General features: G+C 44.7%; 10 protein-coding genes. 7 read left to right on the top strand and 3 right to left on the bottom strand.

What is annotated here, in order from left to right:
- Positions 1–9: 9 nt before the first annotated feature.
- Positions 10–258, bottom strand: a complete 249-nt coding sequence (locus LDX50_RS28900; RefSeq protein WP_225699785.1) for a hypothetical protein — start codon at positions 256–258, stop codon at positions 10–12.
- Between the two features lie 164 nt (positions 259–422).
- Positions 423–2,786: a S9 family peptidase gene (locus LDX50_RS28895; RefSeq protein ID WP_225699784.1), complete on the bottom strand. Its 2,364-nt coding sequence runs from the start codon at positions 2,784–2,786 to the stop codon at positions 423–425.
- Between the two features lie 128 nt (positions 2,787–2,914).
- Between LDX50_RS28895 and LDX50_RS28890 the strand changes: the two genes are divergently transcribed.
- On the top strand, positions 2,915–3,559 hold the full coding sequence (locus LDX50_RS28890) for an outer membrane beta-barrel protein (RefSeq protein WP_225699783.1): 645 nt from the start codon (positions 2,915–2,917) through the stop codon (positions 3,557–3,559).
- Here the strand turns inward: LDX50_RS28890 and LDX50_RS28885 are convergent.
- Positions 3,556–5,616, bottom strand: a complete 2,061-nt coding sequence (locus LDX50_RS28885) for a helix-turn-helix domain-containing protein (RefSeq protein WP_225699782.1) — start codon at positions 5,614–5,616, stop codon at positions 3,556–3,558. The genes LDX50_RS28890 and LDX50_RS28885 overlap by 4 nt on opposite strands.
- A gap of 214 nt (positions 5,617–5,830) precedes the next feature.
- Here LDX50_RS28885 and LDX50_RS28880 point away from each other — a divergent pair, with 214 nt between their 5' ends.
- The 6 genes from LDX50_RS28880 to LDX50_RS28855 all read left to right on the top strand — a co-directional run bounded on the left by LDX50_RS28880 (position 5,831) and on the right by LDX50_RS28855 (position 18,087).
- The gene (locus tag LDX50_RS28880; RefSeq protein ID WP_225699781.1) at positions 5,831–6,415 is read left to right on the top strand and encodes an ankyrin repeat domain-containing protein; all 585 of its coding nucleotides are present in this window, start codon (positions 5,831–5,833) and stop codon (positions 6,413–6,415) included.
- 1 nt (position 6,416) lies between these two features.
- A complete protein-coding gene (locus LDX50_RS28875) occupies positions 6,417–7,511 on the top strand; it encodes an acyltransferase family protein (RefSeq protein WP_225699780.1) in 1,095 nt (364 codons plus the stop codon).
- A gap of 95 nt (positions 7,512–7,606) precedes the next feature.
- Positions 7,607–9,007: an ADP-ribosylglycohydrolase family protein gene (locus LDX50_RS28870; RefSeq protein ID WP_225699779.1), complete on the top strand. Its 1,401-nt coding sequence runs from the start codon at positions 7,607–7,609 to the stop codon at positions 9,005–9,007.
- Positions 9,008–9,423: 416 nt separating this feature from the next.
- Entirely contained in the window at positions 9,424–12,642 is a 3,219-nt protein-coding gene (locus LDX50_RS28865) for a SusC/RagA family TonB-linked outer membrane protein (protein WP_225699778.1), read from the top strand.
- A 19-nt stretch (positions 12,643–12,661) separates the two neighbouring features.
- Positions 12,662–14,464, top strand: a complete 1,803-nt coding sequence (locus LDX50_RS28860) for a RagB/SusD family nutrient uptake outer membrane protein (protein WP_225699777.1) — start codon at positions 12,662–12,664, stop codon at positions 14,462–14,464.
- Positions 14,465–14,586: 122 nt separating this feature from the next.
- Positions 14,587–18,087 (top strand): VCBS repeat-containing protein, encoded by a 3,501-nt coding sequence (locus LDX50_RS28855; RefSeq protein WP_225699776.1) that lies wholly within the window; start codon positions 14,587–14,589, stop codon positions 18,085–18,087.

The following is an 18,087-nucleotide window of genomic DNA, read 5'->3' as shown; positions in this document are numbered from 1 at the left end:
CGGAGGCCGTTATCCAATTCTTGCGATCTTTATAATGTCCTGTATTTCAAGTCGGTATGTACCCCACCTTCCCCCTTGTACGATTAATGCCGAGGGCAATGCCGGGACTACCACACTTCCATACTCCTGTTTTTCAGATGCACTTGTATCATGACTGGCGAGCACCACTTCTATGATATCACCGTTGCTCTTGATCAGTTGCAGCTTCGAACCAACCGGAATTTCACTTATCGCTTTATCAACTTCTTCCTGGGTCATAATTGAATTTTGTCTTTGTATAGAAAACAAGCAAATAGTCCATGATGTTTCCGCTATTCCGGAATTTCTCTGTCTACAACGCCGATAGAACCTATTCCCTATTCCCTATTCCCTACTCCCTATTCCCTATTCCCTATTCCCTATTCCCTATTCCCTACAGCCTATTACCTATTATCTGCTCCTATCGTTTCCTCAAACAACTTATAAATCCTCCTGTATTCATCAGACCAGCTGGAAGGCTCCACGAACCCATGGCCTTCCATGGGGAAAACAGCGAGTTCCCAGTTCTCCTTTTTCAATTCGATCAATCGTTGCGAGAGACGAATAATATCCTGGAAATGCACATTGGTATCCACCATGCCATGCAACATTAACAGGTTGCCTTCCAACCCATCAGCAAAATAAATGGGTGAGCTCCGGGCATAGGCGATGCTGTCCTGTACAGGTGTATTGAGAATATTCGAGGTGTATCCGTGATTATAATGGGCCCAGTCGGTCACCGATCGCAGTGCTGCGCCCGCTTTAAAGGTTTCCGGATTCTTGAACATCGCCATCAACGTAATAAATCCACCATACGAGCCGCCGTACAGCCCAATACGCCCAGGATCAATTCCTAATTCTTCCACCAGGTATTTTGCGCCATCAACCTGATCTTCAAGGTCCTTCCCTCCCATGTGCCGGTAAATGGCCGTACGCCAATCCCTTCCATAGCCCGCACTTGCCCTGAAGTCAATGGCCAATACAGTGTAACCGTTATCGGTGAGATAATTATGAAACATATATTCGCGATAATAAGAAGGCCACCAATAGTGAACATTCTGTAAATAACCAGCGCCGTGAACAAAAATAACGGCAGCTCCATTTTTCTTGTCCGCTGCCGGTTTATACAGCGTTGCAGGCACATCAACACCGTCCCTTGCCGTAAAACGAATGATTTCCGGATCCTGCCAGTCATACCCTGCAAAGCTGTCGGTCGTCGACCTGGTGAGCTGTGTCATTTTACCCCCGGCTTTATTCGGCATCACATAAAGTTCCCAGGGCTTGTTGGAATACGAATAACGAACCGCCAGATACTTTTCGTCCGGCGAAACCGTAACCTCATGACCACCTTTAAGCGAGGTAATCTGCTTTCTTTTGCCCCCTTTGGATGACATATGGTAAAAATGATGTTCATGCGGACTCACCTCATTCGTTATCATGTAGAAAGTCTTCTTATCCCTTGACAGCTGCGCTTCCAATACCTCAAATTTACCGCTGGTTAAAGCAATGATCTCCCCGGTATTCACATTTGCAGAATAAACATGTGCGTATCCTGTCTTTTCAGACTTGAACCAAATCGTTTCATTATCAATCCATTCTATTGTGCCGTTGGCAAACCAGCCAATTTGCGGACCCCCAATCCATGCCTCATCATGCTGGTGGTCAATTATTGTCAAATTACCGGTAGGCATATCAACAAGTGCGATCCACCGATCCTTGTTATCCTCAGAAGTGATGTTTACAACCGCTTTTCCATCATCAGAAAAAACAGGAAGTCCAATAACTACCTGGCGAGCAGTATTATATTTATCACTATATGAACTATCAGATGATGCATATTCTTTCAGATACGACGGCTTGTCATAGATTCCCCGGAGGCTATCCGTACTGATTTGATAGGTCGAATCGGTCTGAAGATCCAGTATCCATGATTCATACGTATCCTGATCACCACCAACTTTTTCCCGTGCATTCAGGTCATTCGTGTACCCCGACTGTGTTACGAAATCGGGAACCACCGTTCTCTTCCCTTCTGCCGGAACCGACAGCCTGTACATAACATAACGCAGGTCTGGAGACATAGCCATCCCCCGAAGCTGTTTACGACCTGTATAGATCGTCTCTGGACGATCAAACCGGGATTGTTCATTGCGAAAAGTGCGGGCGTCGGACTGATTCTTGCGCTTCTCAAGTACATCAAACAGTTGCAACTGGTCTTCTTCAAGCCAGGTATCCTGCTCCGATTTCTTTTCTTCACGCTTTGTGCCAGAACGGAAATCAGTCAACTGAGTAACCGTGCCTTCGTTTCGCGACCACTTAAAGAAATTATCCCCTTGTCTGAAAAGAACTGACCGCTCATCCCCCGAAAATTCAGGGGAATATTCGGCAGTATTAGTATTTGTAATTCGGATGGTCTTTTTATCTGTAATGCCGGAAATGAAAAGATCACCGGAATTCTGATAAACTTTCCATTGAAAATCACGGGTATAATCCCCATTTCCCGGCTCATACCGAACCTCGTCAAATGTTAATTTTGTGATGTTTCCGGATGCTATATCAGCCTTGTAGGTCGACCGGAGTGTGTCGTTATCGGGATTCCAGCTGAATAGTATAAATTTGCTGTCGTCCGACCAGCGTATCCGTTCCGGCAGATATCCAACAAAATCTTCGCCCTGCATGATCTGGTCAATGGTCAGCGAGGATCGGTTACTTTGAGTAAATCCAAGTAGTGGTACTAAACAAAGGATAAGCGTATAGAATATTTTCATTACAGATGTTTTTGAGCTCAGCGAATCGTGAATTTAACGACCAGAACTGAGGGATAAAAACCGTTCAAAACATTTAGAGAACTCTTACCCGTTTCCAACCATTTGAATACTTTGCCTGTCATGGGAGTATGAAATATTCAATCCTAACTCTCCTTGTTACAATCCTGATTTTCACATATTCATTCGGACAGGAAACCGGTAAATCTGTACGCATTGGTACTGTTTTTGGCTGGGATCAGAATGTTGGAGGGAGTAAGCGCATTCCGACCGGAAGTTATACCGGGTATAATCCCGATTTCAACAAAACAAATTTTTCTATCGGGATAACCATGGATTATTCGCTAAAAAATAAGATTTACGCATTTACGGGTCTTACTTATTCAAACCGAGATTTCACGGGCACTTTTTATTGTGAGGTGTGTGACTTCATTGTACCTCCCCAGCCGGAGCCAATTTCCCTCTCATTCCTTGAAATTCCTGTTGGCCTGAGATTTTACCTCCTTGCATCTCGTTTAAAACCGTTTGCCGAAGCCGGCCTAATTAACCAGTTTGCCCTCCAACAGGAGCTCACAACGATCGAAGACAGCTCTCCTGCCAATGCATATGTGCTGAGTGGTTCTGTCGGACTCGGCCTGGAATATGGGATTTCAAGGAATATCGCCATGCTGGCAAGAGCAGCTTATACCAGGGGGATTTCAAATCTTATTGAGGGAATGGACTACTCAATGCAGATCTTCTCAATCAACGCTTCATTGGTTGGGCGACTGAATTAAATTACACCTTCAGCTTCCAATTTTTTCCGCATTTTATCATGTTCCTGCCAGAAATTGGATTTGATGGACTCAACGGTACTTTGATAATCCGGATGACCTGAAAGCATGGATAAAATGGGATCATCATCAAGGAACAATACCAGCCAGTAGATATAATTCTCCTCGTCGGTCATCTTTTTCATGTTAGCCATTCCCTGCTCCACGTCGCCCGTCACAGCATAGTAGGCACCCATGCTCAAATTCCTGTAGATCGAGTCGTCATTCCTGGCAAATTCCAGGAAGCTGTCATAATACTTTTGGGCTTCATCCTTTCTTCCAAGATTCTCCAGGACAAAACCTATTTTTAAGTCCTCGGGCTGATATATGTCAAGATTGTAACGTTCTCTAAGGGCTATAAACCTCGCATAGTACTTCCAGGATTCTTCATAATCTTTTGTAAAGTAATATAACTTCCCTGCTTCCTGCAGGATATCCACTCGGTCAGGATATTCATCGAGCAACGCCAATAATGCCTTTTTGCCCGCTTCATAATCCAGTGTCTCACCAAGGTCTATGTAGATGGACAGATAAACCGCATAGCTGTTATCCGGATTATAATCAAGTGACTTTTTTACGTATGTTTTAGCCTCTTTCAGAAAGCCGGTCTGTGCCAGCGCATTGCTGAGATGCAGATATGTGATGCTTGCCGTTGCCGAATCCTGTTCCCCAATCGCGGCCCGGATTCCCTGAATCGCATGCGACATATATTCTTCGGTATTTGGTATATAAGAGGCGTAAATGTCCGACAAGAAATTATGTACCCAGCCTGAATTCGGACTAATCTCCAATACTTTTTCAAAATACTCAACAGCCAGTTCAAATTGCTCATCCTGCATATAGAACAGGGCTTTCGCAATCAGACTTTCCGGGGCCTCGGAATCATAAAGCAAGGCCTTGTCGGCATTTTCATTGATCTCAAGACCATATTGTTTATCAGCCTGAAAGATATCCATGTAGTAATAACAGATGGCCACGTATGCATACGCCTGGGCGAATCTTCCATCTCCCTCGATGGCCAATCTGAAATTTTTAAGGGCTTTTTCCAGGCCTTCGCTGGTCTCTGCTTTGGTATATTCAAGCCCTTTTAAATAATAATCGTAAGCAACCATATTATCGGTTGGTATTTTTTCAAGACGCTGCTCCTCAACCGGAGTGATGACAGCTTCTATTTCAAATGCAATATTTCTGGCCACCTCAGCCTGGAGGCTAAAAATATCCTCCAATTCACGCTCATACCGCTTCGACCAGATATGTTTGTCTTTTCGCGCGTCGATAAGCTGGATGGTAAGCAGAATCCGGTTCCCAATTTTCTGGCCGCTCCCTTCCACAAAATAGTTCACATCAAGCTCTTTTGACAATTCAGGAATCGTCCTGGTCTGTCCGCGATATTTTTCAACGCTTGTACGACTGGTCACCTCCATATCCTCAATTTTCTGGAGATTGTCAAGAATGGCTTCCATCAGTCCATTCACAAAATATATGTTCGTACTATCACTGCTGTCGTTTTTAAAAGGTAGTACAGCAATGGTCTTTTCAGGATATGAAACCTTAGGTTCTCCTCGGTCTGTAAACTTATAAATGTAGATTACGGCTATTACAGCAACTAAAATGAAGGCGGCGACAATCCCCATCTTTCGTACTGAATTTTCACGTTTAGCGGGCTTATCAAATTTCTCTTCAACAACTTTCTTTCCCTCTCCGGGTGTATACCCGAATTCCTCCCTGAAGCACTTGGTAAAGTAGGAAGTGCTGTTGAAACCAACGCGATAGGCAATTTCTGAGACAGTGACCGAATCATCCTTCAGCATCTCCCGTGCATTGTACAATCGCACCTGGCGGATAAATACACTCACCGACAAACCGGAAAGCTTCTTTACCTTTCGCAGCAGATTTGAACGGCTCATATTGGTCTTTTCCGCCAATTCAGAAACACCAAACTCCTCATTGGAAATATTCTCCTCAATGATCCCGATGATCTTGCGAAGAAATTCGCTTTCTGGATGAAGGAAGCTGGTCATATTACCTGATTCTGCTTTGTTCTGAAGTAAATGTAATGATCGTCAATTTTATCGCATCAGCAAAGGTTTTCGAGTGGGTTTGCGTCATAGTTTATAGTCCCGAAGCATAGTTTCAAGGATTGAATCATGGTTCACAAACCTTGTATCATGGCTGTTAACGCTGCGGCACACCGTTCACCTACCTTTGTAACATAACAAAATTAAAAACACAATTATGAAAAGGTTAAAAACACAATCAATCAATTTTGGTGTACTGGCAATTGCCCTCACCATGTTCGTATCGCTTCTTTCATGCGATACAAAAAGTCAGCAAAAATCGCCTTCGGCTGATGACAAGGCACCGACCATGAGCATCCACGAAGCCGCATTCATGGGTAACACAGAAGCCATTCAGGCGCACATTAATGTTAAATCAGATCTTAACGCCAAAGATGCTTACGGATCATCACCACTTACGATCGCCTCGCTATTCAACAAGCCGGAGGTTGCCGGGTTGCTGATCAATGCAGGTGCAGACGTGAATATTAAAAGTGCGGACGGATCGACTCCTCTTCATACGGCTTCTTTTTTCTGCAGAAAAGAGATTGTGGAAATGCTGCTGAAAAATGGTGCCGATATAACTGCAAAGAATAATTATGGCTCTACCGCCCTCGAGAGTGTCATGGCTCCATTTGAAAGCGTAAAACCCATCTATGATCAGATGAGCCGTGACCTGGGCCCCATGGGACTGAAACTCGACTATTCCTACCTGGAAAAAACAAGACCTGAGATCGCTGAGATGATTAAAAATTCCAGGTAAGATGACTTCGCAAAGAAGATTTGATATCGACTGGCTGCGGGTAATTGCGATCGGGCTCCTGCTGATATACCATATTACCATTGGTTTTCAGCCCTGGGGGATTTTCATCGGCTTCATTCAGAATGATCAGCCGCTGGAGTCCCTCTGGATTCCGATGTCGATGCTCAACGTCTGGCGGATACCCCTGCTGTTTTTCGTGTCAGGAATGGGCGTATCGTTTGCAATCCGGAGAAGGGGTTGGAAAGAACTTATTATGGAGCGATCCCGTCGTATTTTGGTGCCGTTTCTGTTTGGAATGGCGGCCATTGTACCCCTGCACATACTTATCTGGCAGGACTATTATCACCAGGATCTGAAATATATCTTTCATCCGTCACATCTGTGGTTCCTCGGAAACATATTTGTCTATGTCATGGTGCTGAGCCCCGTATTCTTTTACCTCAAAAATCACCGTAACGGGGCATTTGAACGAGGTCTTAACAAACTCCTGAAAAATCCCCTTGGATTGCTGGTGATCATGGTACCGTTTATCCTGGAGGCGGAACTGATAAGGCCGGAAAGCTTCGAACTCTATGCACTCACACTTCATGGGTGGGTTCTGGGGGCAATAGCATTCTTCACCGGGTATTGCGTGGTGTACAGCGGCCTGGCGTTCTGGAATACGGTTACAACATGGCGATGGGTGTTGCTCGGCCTTGCACTAACATTTTACCTTGTTAGAGTGATCGTCTTTGAACTGCGCAGCCCCGATTTTATGATGTCTGTTGAATCAAACCTGTGGATATTCACGGTATTCGGCTTTGGTCACCGGCACCTGAATAAACCAGGAAAGGCACTGCAATACCTGAGTGAGGCTGCCTACCCGGTCTATATTATTCACATGTTCTTTCTTTACCTGGGCTCATCAATATTGTTTACACTGGGAATTCCGGCCTCGGTTAAATTCATTCTACTGAATTTATTCGTATTAACCGGGTGTTTCCTTTTGTATGAGTTCGTGATTAGGCGCGTAAGATTTCTGCGCCCTCTTTTCGGACTAAAAAATAAGAAGCTGGGCTCATCCCATCAAAATACCGTTGTGATTGCCGAATCATAGACGCAATCGCCAATACCCCTTAAAGAGTTGGCCTGTTCAAGCTATTTTGAATTCTGGTCAACTCTTATTTCCTTGGGTCTTGAAAACATTCAACCATGAAACCAAGGCTTTCTTATCTCTTATCATTACTTCTCGGTGCCATAATCCTGCTATCCTGCTCGGAAAACAAAGAGGAGTCCGGGAAACTGGCTGCAGCCGATTCACTCCTTTTATATAAGGACTACAATCCCGGTCCTACGGATCTTATTATTGACAGGACTGTCTACCTTGACAAACTCCAGGGGTTCTGGCTGGGAGCATGTATTGCCAACTGGACCGGGCTTATCACCGAAATGGACAAAATTGGTGGTGATGGAATAGACGGACTGGGAGCTGGCTTCTATACGCGAAGTAACTGGGGGGGAAAGGACGAGCCGAACATCTGGCCGCAGAGCAATTTGGATTCCCTGTCACCAACCATCGATTTTTATTTTGAAGGGCCCGGAGATGTGTGGGGTGCGGATGACGACACTGATATTGAATATATGTATCAATATATCACCTATTATAACAAGGTGACCAAACTTTCACCAGAACAAATCAGGAATGGCTGGCTTACACATATATATTCTGATGAAAACTCTCCGTTTGTCAACGAAACCGGTGGGTCTGAAAATTACCTTTGGGTATCAAATCAAACTGCTTTCGATCTGATGAAACAGGGAATGCTCCCTCCTGCCACGAGTGATCCACAGAACAACCCGAACTTCGAAATGATCGATGCGCAGCTGACCACGGAAATATTCGGATTCTTAGCGCCAGGCAATCCTGCCGCCGCAGTGGAACTTGCTCATCTGCCTATCCGGACCACCGCTCGAAAGGATGCGGCATGGATCGCAGAATTCTATGTAGTGATGTATTCACTTGCTCCGGTAATTGATTCAACCAAACCACTGAAAAACCAGCTCTTCAGTATGGCAGACCGGGCAAGTGAGCAGCTGCCGCCCGACAGCTATGCCAGTAAGATGTATTCTTATGTGAAGGAGCTTTACGATGCTGGCATTCCCTGGGAAGCGGCCAGAGATTCTTTATACGAGAGATACCAGGTTAAAAATGCAGACGGATATACCCTTCCGGCCAGGGAACCTGTATGCCATGGCTGCTTCGGCGCAGGAATAAATTTCGGGGCAAGTCTCATAAGTCTCTTTTACGGTGAAGGGGATATTAAGGAAACAATAAAAATTGGGACTTTAGCTGGGTGGGATTCAGATAATCCGACGGCTACCTGGGGAGGCCTGCTGGGTTTTATCTATGGCAAAAAGGGTTTGGAGTCGGTCTTCGAACAAAACTTTTCTAACCAATTCAACATTCACAGAACGCGTGGAAATTTCAAAAATGGCATTGACACTTTTGAAAATATGGCGCAAATGGGTGTGTTCATAGTGGACCGGGTTGTGCAGGAGGAGCTTGACGGAGGTGTGGATTTGGAAAAAAATTGCTGGTATATCCCAATTTGATGAAATTTATTTTTTTGAGATTAAAATTATTTTAAGCCAGATATCGGCAAAAAATGAAAAATTATCATCCATTTCTATGCAAAAATCACAACACGCTGAATATCATATAGTTAAGGCTATATCCTCTGTGATTTATCAACTTGCTACTAAAAAGTCAATTTTCATAAAAGTGCGTTAAAACAACCGAAATGGCTGATTCACAGAATTTTATTGCTTAACCGGGGTAAACCAATTAAGTTGATCTATTCGGGGATTATCTGAAATATCGTTAGCGCAAACGTTTTAAATTATTCTAAATTGGCAAAAATTAAATTTATTGCTTTTGAAAGTCGTATTATTCTAATATTTTGCTTTTTAATTCGGTAAATGATTATGTACAAGTAATTAGTGCCTAAACCAAATCTAACACAATCAATATGAAGAAAGCTCTATCTAAATTACCGAGTCCCAAAAATTGGTTTGCCCTGTTGGCGGGACTGTTGCTTACTGTATCGATGGCCTACGGGCAGCAGACAGTAAGTGGACAAATCACAGATGAAAACAACGACCCCATTCCGGGGGTGAACGTAATTATCCAGGGTACGACCGCTGGAACGGTTACTGATGCCTTCGGAAACTACTCCATCAACGCGAGTTCAAATGACGTGTTGGTGTTCTCATTCGTTGGATATGTGACTCAAGAGATTCCAGTAGGGAATCAGACAACAATTAACGTTTCGCTCGCGACAGATGTCCAGCAGCTACAGGAGGTTGTAGTAACGGGATATACTTCTGAACGGAAGGCCGATATTATTGGATCGGTTGGCGTGATCGATACGAAGGCCGCGTTAACTACGCCTTCAGCTAACCTCTCACAGCAGCTTCAAGGTCGTGCTGCCGGTGTGACAGTTAGTGGTGACGGTGCTCCAGGTGAAGGCGCGAAAGTGCGTATTCGTGGATTTACATCTTTTGGTAACAGTAACCCGTTATACATTATTGACGGTGTACCTACAAAAGATCCTGGCACAGTTAACCCTTCGGATATTGAATCAATGCAGGTACTGAAAGATGCGACTGCCGCATCAATCTACGGTGCCCGTGCTGCTCAGGGTGTAATTATTATTACAACCAAAAGCGGCAAATCAGGTAAAATGCAAATTTCATATGATGGTTACTATGGAACTACAAAGGTTCCTGAGCGTAGCTACCTGGATGTAATCAATACTGAGCAATACCTTGATTATCTCCAGCGTACTAATACTCCTGATTATATTCACCCGGTATTCGGACAAATGAGCAGTGCTACAATTCCTGACAGAATTGTTTCCAGCCCTGGTTTTAAAGGTGGTGTTTCTGCCTCCGATCCGCGTGCTGATCCTGCTCTTTATGATATTTCTGATTTTGGTGCAGCGTATCAGATCATGGAAACCAGCCGTGGTACTGACTGGTTTGACGAAATGCTTCGCAATGGTCCTATTCAGAATCACCAGATCACAACAACTGGCGGAACTGAGAATGCTACTTACTCACTGAGCTTTAACTATTTCAGCCAGGACGGTGCTTTTGAAAACACCGGCTACAAGCGTTATTCAGCACGTCTGAATACTTCATTCAAACCAACAAAATGGTTAAGAGTTGGAGAGAACCTTCAGGTGATCAATGAGGAAAGCACTGGTAACAGATCACGCGGTGAAGGTGGTCCCTGGGGATGGGCTTACCGTTTCGTACCTTATATTCCTGCCCGTGATATTGGAGGAGGATTCGGTGGAAACTCGGTTGGTCAGTCAGGTAACGCCTCAAACCCTGTAGCGGTACTCGCAAGGGATGCGGATGACATTCGTAAGAACTGGAGAATCTTCGGTAACGCATTTGCTGAAGTTGAACCGATTGCAGGACTTGCAATTCGAACATCTTTTGGTGTTGACTACGCAAACTTCTTCAACGAAGATTATAACTACAGATCATACGAAAACTCTGAAAACAGAAGTATTACTTCTTATGGAGTGAACAATAATAATAACGTATCATGGACCTGGACCAACACTGCTACATATGCGAAGACATTTGCTGAAAAGCACAGCTTTAAGGCACTTGTCGGTATGGAAGCAATCCAGTTCTCAGGTTACGGTCTGGGTGTTGCAACTAACACATTCGACTTTGATGATCCGGTATTTATTAACCTGAACACTGCTCAGTTCCCTACGCCGAATGCATACAGCTATGAGCCTATCAGAGAATCGCTTTACTCAGTATTCGGACGTGTGGATTATACCTACAACGACAAATACCTTTTCAATGCTACTATCCGTCGTGATGGTACATCGAAAATTGCCAAGGAGAACCGTTTCGGTACATTCCCTGCATTCGGTGTTGGTTGGAGAATCTCTGAAGAAAGCTTCATGAGCGGTATCGACTGGATTGATGACCTGAAACTTCGTGGAGGTTGGGGTCAGATGGGTAGCATCGATAACGTAAACGCAGGAAACCAGTTCACCCTCTTCGGATCGAACATCGGTACATCGTTCTATGATATCAACCGTACCAACAATTCTGGTGTGGTAGGTTACACTCCTTATCGTTCAGGTAGCCTTGAAACTGTTTGGGAATTCTCTGAAACTACCAACATTGGTTTGGATGCGACATTCCTGACAGGTAAACTTGAGCTGTCAATCGACTGGTATAAGAACAATACAAATGACCTGCTTGTAAGCCGAGTTCCTACCGGAATCGAGCCTCAGGTATTCCAGCCTGCGATCAACCTTGGTCAAATGGTAAACAAAGGTATCGATATCGCGTTAACTAACAGGAACCGATATGGTGACTTCTCTTACGATGCGACGTTGATTTTCTCGCACTATAAGAACGAGGTAACTGATATCGATGGTAACCCTGAGACATTCCTCTCGAGAAATGGTGACCGTCTTTCTGATATCGTTCGTACAAAATCAGGCCAACCTGTATCTTCTTTCTGGGGATATGAGATCGATCCTGATGACAGATTCTTCGATGATCAGAGTGAACTTGACGAACTTGATCAGGATGGTGCCGTTATCGGTAGCTGGAAATATGTTGATCAGGATGGCAACGGAGTCATTGATGGCAACGACCAGACTTGGTTAGGTAGCCCTCACCCTGATTTCGTAACTAGTTTGAACCTTGATATGAGATGGAGAAACTTTGATTTCAACATCTTTATCATCTGGAACAAAGGTAACGAGTTGTTTAACAACGTTAAGTACTTTACTGACATGCGCGTATTCGTAGGCGGAGTTTCTGATCGAGTAATCAATAATGACTGGAGACCAGGTCAGGACAACAGTGGTGCAACTCACCCTCGTCTCGCTCCTGGTGCAGAAAACGGTTACACACCGCTTACAACCAGTACATCTAACTCCTTCTACGTTGAGGATGGTTCATTCCTACGCGGACGAACTGTTCAGTTGGGATATAACTTCAGTAACTCGTTACTGTCGAGAGCAGGAATTTCTAATGCCAGAATTTACTTCCAGGCACAGAACTTCTTCACAATCACCGATTACTCAGGAGCTGATCCGGATATCAATATCCAGGGTGGTGATGACCTGCTGATGGGTGTTGACCGAGGTGGATTCCCGTCACTGGCTCAGTATCTTATCGGGGTAAACATATCATTGTAAAGTATAAAATATGAATATTATGAAGGAATATAGAATTCTGATAGTTAGCATGGTATCATTGCTAATGTTGATTATTATTTCGTGTAGCGAGGAATTCCTTGAGCCCGAACCTCCTGGTTCGTATTCAGAGCCTTCGCTGCAGAATGCCAAAGGTGTTGAAGGTATGCTGATTGCAGCCTACTCCGCACTGGATGGCTCCTGGTTTGAAAGTTGGGGCAATAACCGTTTTAACCAAAACGGTGGTGCTTCCAACTGGGTATGGGGCGGTATCCGTTCTGAAGATTCGTACAAAGGAACGGAACCAAATGATGGTGTTGACCTTAATGCGATCGAACGCTCTGAAGTTTTACCAAGTAACCCTGTTTTGAATAACAAATGGGGCGCTATTTATGATGGTGTTGGTAAAGCAAATGCAGCAATTCGAAACATCAGTCTTGCAAGTGACATGACCGACGCACAGAAGGTTCGCGTAGAGGCAGAAGCCCGCGCACTTCGTGGATTCTACCATTTTGAAGGTGTGAAGGTTTTCGGTCGCGTTCCTTACGTTGATGAGACTGTTGGTATTGATGTCGCTTATGCAGAAGTTAAAAACCCTGCACCGGGCGAACCATTTATCTGGGCTGAGATCGAAGCAGATCTTTTGTTTGCTTACAACAACCTGGATGGTCCAATGCCGAACCCCGGTCGTATTAATAAGTATGCTGCTGGTGCATTGTTAGCCAAGGCTTATATGTTTCAGGGTAAGTGGTCACAGGCTGAGCCTATTCTCGACGATATTGTCGGTGCGGGAACTACTTCCACTGGTGAACGTCTTGCATTGATGCCTCGCTTCTACGATAACTTCCGTGCCGATATGGAGAACGGAAATACCGAATCAATGTTTGGATATGAAGCAGCTTTCGGAGATGGTTCGATCAGTAACGGTAACTATGAGAACACACTGAACCAGCCTCACGGCTCCAGTGCTCCTACCAACTGCTGTGGTTTCTACCAGCCTTCGCAAAACCTTGCTAACAGCTTCAAGGTTGATGGCAGTGGCTTACCACTTCTCGATACTTACAATGACTCTGATATCGTTACCGACGAAGGAGTTGCTTCAACTGATCCGTTCACTCCTGAGCAGGGTCCGCTTGATGCACGTATCGACTGGACAATTGGTCGTCGTGGAATTCCTTTCCTTGACTGGGGTATCAACCCTGGAAGTGGATCAAATGGATACGTTCGACAGCTTACCAACGGTGGACCTTACAACCCGGTTAAAACCGTACCTACCCTTGCGGAATTTGATGCACAGCTGGCAGGTGTAATTGACTGGGGCTTTACCTCTACTGCTAAGAACGTACAAATCGTGCGTTATGCAGACGTACTGCTATTGGCAGCTGAAGTAAAAGCAGAACTCGGTAAGCTCTCCGAAGCACTTGACCTTGTTAACGAGGTTCGCGCCAGAGCAGCTAACCCTGATGGGTTTGTTATGAATGGAAATTCTCCTGCAGCGAACTACAGCGTAGGTCTCTATCCTTCATTCGCATCACAGGCGGACGCGTTAAAAGCAATCCGATTTGAGCGTAAAATAGAACTTGCACAGGAAGGTCATCGTTTCTTTGACCTGGTTAGATGGCACGAGAATTCAAGCAATAGTGCACTTCCTTTTGATATCATATCTTATATGAACAATTATTATCAAACTGAAGGTGCCAAACGTCCGCATATCGCCGGATCTACGTTTGAAGCTCGTAACCTCTATAATCCTATTCCACAATCAGTAATTGCGCAAAGCACTGTAAATGGCGTAGAGAATATCAGCCAGAATCCTGGTTACTAATTAAATCTTAAATGTTAACAATGAAGAGACTGTCATTTTATGGCAGTCTCTTCTATTTTTACAGCATGAGTTTGTAACTTGTTCCGGTTACGATCATTGTATTAACAAGCGCATTTTGTGGGATGAAAAGAGTATTGATTTTAGTGATGGCAGCACAGCTGATTCTAAGCTGCCAGAAAAAGGAAGAACACCTTTTTGAACTTCTGAAACCAGAGGACACCGGTGTAACCTTCAACAATTTCATTAAAGAGGATCGCAACTATAATATCCTCGATATTTACTACCTGTATAATGGTGGCGGGGTATCCGTAGGTGATTTTGATAATAATGGATTCACCGACCTGTTTTTTACAGGAAATATGGTTGAGAACAGATTATACCTGAATCAGGGCAATATGAAATTCCGGGATGTTACCGAAGTAGCGGGAATTGGCGCCCCTGGTAAATGGAGCTATGGGTCATCCGTAGTGGATATTAATGGAGACGGACTCCTCGACATTTATGTGAGCTCATCGATTTCCGCAGACCCGAAGGAACGCACGAATATGTTCTTCATCAACCAGGGCGTAAATGAAGACGGCATTCCCGTTTTCAAGGATGAGGCCGGGTCATTCGGACTGGATGTTGACAATCACAGTACACACGCATCTTTCTTTGATTATGACCAGGATGGAGACCTTGATGTCCTGGTTATATCTAACTCCAAAATTGAGGGTATTCCCTCAGTCTATAAAACAAAAGTGAATGATGGGTCCTCTCCTATCAACGATCAGCTTTTCCGGAATAACGGTGATGGGACTTTTACCGAAGTATCAACAGAAGCCGGGATCACAAGTGAAGGATTCGCTCTGGGAATCTCAACCGTCGATTTCAACAAAGACGGTACCGTGGATGTATATGTTGGTAACGATTTTATTACGAACGACCTTCTGTATGTCAATAAAAACGGCAAGTTCACCGAAATGATTGACTCAGCCATTCATCACCAGTCCAGGTTTTCAATGGGTAACGATGCGGCGGACATTAACAACGACGGACATGTCGATATCATCACCCTGGACATGCTTCCTGAATCAAACCTCAGAAAAAAGACAGTAATCATCCCCAATGGATATATCGTTTATATCAACGACTTCAAATACGGATATACCCATCAGTACGTCCGAAATATGCTTCAGGTTAATAACGGCAACATGACTTTCAGCGAAATCGGCCAGATTGCCGGTGTGCACCAGACTGAATGGAGCTGGTCTCCATTGTTTGCCGATTTTGATAACGACGGCTTCAAAGATCTGGTCGTTACCAACGGATATCCACGCGATATAACTGACCTGGATTTCATTAACTTCAGAATGGAAACGAGTGGATTTACCAGCACCGAAGACCTGCTGAAAGAAATACCCTCGGTAAAAATACCGAATTACGCTTTTCAGAATAACGGTGACCTCACCTTCTCAGATGTTTCGGCAAAATGGGGCTTCACCCAGCCGTCATTCTCCAATGGAGCCGCGTACGCAGATCTTGATAATGATGGCGACCTGGATTATATCGTGAATAACATTAACGATCCGGCCTTCATTTACGAGAATACCCTATACCATGGAGAGCCTTCTGATAATCACTACCTAAGGGTTAAACTCAACGGAAGCAAGGAAAATCCTTCCGCATTCGGCGCTAAAGTGACCATAACGTATGATGGAAACAAGCAGCAATACAGCGAGCAGAATGTCTATCGCGGTTATATTTCAACTGTTGAAGATATACTGCATTTTGGCCTTGGTACTACCGCAGTCATTGAAACACTTACGGTAATTTGGCCAAATCAAAGAATTACCACATTAACCAATGTACCGGCTGATCAGGTTCTTCAATTGAATATTGAAGATGCCGGGCAAAACATGCAGGGAGCCCCTGGAACCGACAAAGAAACACTGTTGAGCCGAGTGAACAGCTCCCTCAATATTGACTATGTTCATGAGGAGTCTGACTATATTGATTATAACGTACAGCCCAGTATACCTCATAAATTCAGTCAGTTCGGTCCTGCCCTGGCAGTGGGAGATTTGAATGGAGACGGCCTTGATGACTATTTCACCGGCGGTTCAACCGGTTATGACGGAAGTATTTTCGTTCAGCAAAAAGACGGAACATTCAAACAGATTGCCGGTGGACTGAATGAACAGAAGGATCAGGAAGATATGGGTGCGCTCATTTTTGATGCCGATGGTGATGGAGATAATGACATCTATGTAGTGAGCGGCGGATTCGAATTTCCTGAGGGAAGTGTACAAATGCGTGATCGCCTCTATATTAATGATGGCAAGGGAAACCTTGCCTACAAGCCGGAAGCATTGCCAGACCTCAGAATAAGCTCGAGCTGTGTAAGGGGCGCAGATTATGATGCCGATGGCGATATCGATCTTTTTGTCGGCGGACGTGTAATTGTTGGATCATTTCCACTTTCTCCTAATAGTACGATACTCCAGAATCAGGGAAATGGCACATTCAAAGATGTCACCGCCAGCATAGGCAAAGAAATTTCTGAAGCCGGAATGATTACCGACGCAATCTGGAGCGACTTTGACGGGGATGATGACGTTGATCTCATCGCAGTCGGAGAATATATGCCTATAACTATTTTTGAAAATAATAACGGGACTTTTAACCTTGTTGCTACGCCTGACCTCAATAAAACCGGCCTTTGGAATAGTATTGCTGCTGGTGACTTTGACGGTGACGGAGATACGGATTACATCGCAGGAAATGTTGGAATCAACAATTTCTATTGCGCAACGCCCGAAACTCCCCTTAAAGTTATTGCTAAAGACTTCGATTCCAATGGTGATCTTGACGCCATCATGTCCTGCTACTTTAAGGCAGAGGACGGCACCATGCAGCCATTCCCTATTCAATCATGGCAGCAACTGAGTGGCCAAAGCCCGATCTTCCGATCAAGATTCTCCTCCTATCAGGAATATGGAAGAACACGTATCGATCAACTGCTCACCCCCGAAGAAATGGATGGAGCTGTTGTATTGTCTGTGGATTATCTGCATACCAGCTACATAGAGAACTTGGGCAATGGTCGGTTCTCGGTGAAGCAATTGCCGCTTGAAGCACAGGTAGCCCCGGTGAATGGCATAAGCGTGGGCGATTTTAATAATGATGACAAACTGGATGTCATGATGGTCGGCAATGACTATGGCAACGAAGTGAATATGGGGCAGTATGATGCGATGATCGGACTGGTTCTGCTTGGCGATGGTCAGGGTGGCTTTGCCCCTCAGTCTGTTCTCAATTCCGGATTTATGGTCCGCGGAGACGCCAAGGCCCTAGTTCGGCTGGCAGGTGCTGAAGGATATGATGTCTACCTTGCTTCACAGAACAGAGGCCCTGTAGAGGCATATTCTGTGACTAACCAGCGTATAAAACATATAAACGTTGGGCCGGCTGACTTCAAAGCTATCTTAACCTATGCCGATGGTCACAAGCAATTGGTGGAATTGACGTATGGCCAGGGATTCCTTTCGCAGTCTACCCGAAAACTATCTGTTAGCGAGAACGTAAGCAGCGTTGAATTGGTCGATTTTACCGGGAACCGGAGGACGATCGATCTCAAATGA

It is taken from the genome of Fulvivirga sedimenti (assembly GCF_020328055.1).
The sequence above is the reverse complement of the archived record's forward strand: the minus strand, read 5'-3'. Positions and strand labels throughout refer to the sequence as shown.

What these genes read in the sequence shown, in the direction of transcription:
- LDX50_RS28900 (WP_225699785.1), bottom strand. Translation starts at nt 258, where the DNA reads ATGACCCAGGAAGAAGTTGATAAAGCGATAAGTGAAATTCCGGTTGGT.
- LDX50_RS28895 (WP_225699784.1), bottom strand. Translation starts at nt 2,786, where the DNA reads ATGAAAATATTCTATACGCTTATCCTTTGTTTAGTACCACTACTTGGA.
- LDX50_RS28890 (WP_225699783.1), top strand. Translation starts at nt 2,915, where the DNA reads ATGAAATATTCAATCCTAACTCTCCTTGTTACAATCCTGATTTTCACA.
- LDX50_RS28885 (WP_225699782.1), bottom strand. Translation starts at nt 5,616, where the DNA reads ATGACCAGCTTCCTTCATCCAGAAAGCGAATTTCTTCGCAAGATCATC.
- LDX50_RS28880 (WP_225699781.1), top strand. Translation starts at nt 5,831, where the DNA reads ATGAAAAGGTTAAAAACACAATCAATCAATTTTGGTGTACTGGCAATT.
- LDX50_RS28875 (WP_225699780.1), top strand. Translation starts at nt 6,417, where the DNA reads ATGACTTCGCAAAGAAGATTTGATATCGACTGGCTGCGGGTAATTGCG.
- LDX50_RS28870 (WP_225699779.1), top strand. Translation starts at nt 7,607, where the DNA reads ATGAAACCAAGGCTTTCTTATCTCTTATCATTACTTCTCGGTGCCATA.
- LDX50_RS28865 (WP_225699778.1), top strand. Translation starts at nt 9,424, where the DNA reads ATGAAGAAAGCTCTATCTAAATTACCGAGTCCCAAAAATTGGTTTGCC.
- LDX50_RS28860 (WP_225699777.1), top strand. Translation starts at nt 12,662, where the DNA reads ATGAAGGAATATAGAATTCTGATAGTTAGCATGGTATCATTGCTAATG.
- LDX50_RS28855 (WP_225699776.1), top strand. Translation starts at nt 14,587, where the DNA reads ATGAAAAGAGTATTGATTTTAGTGATGGCAGCACAGCTGATTCTAAGC.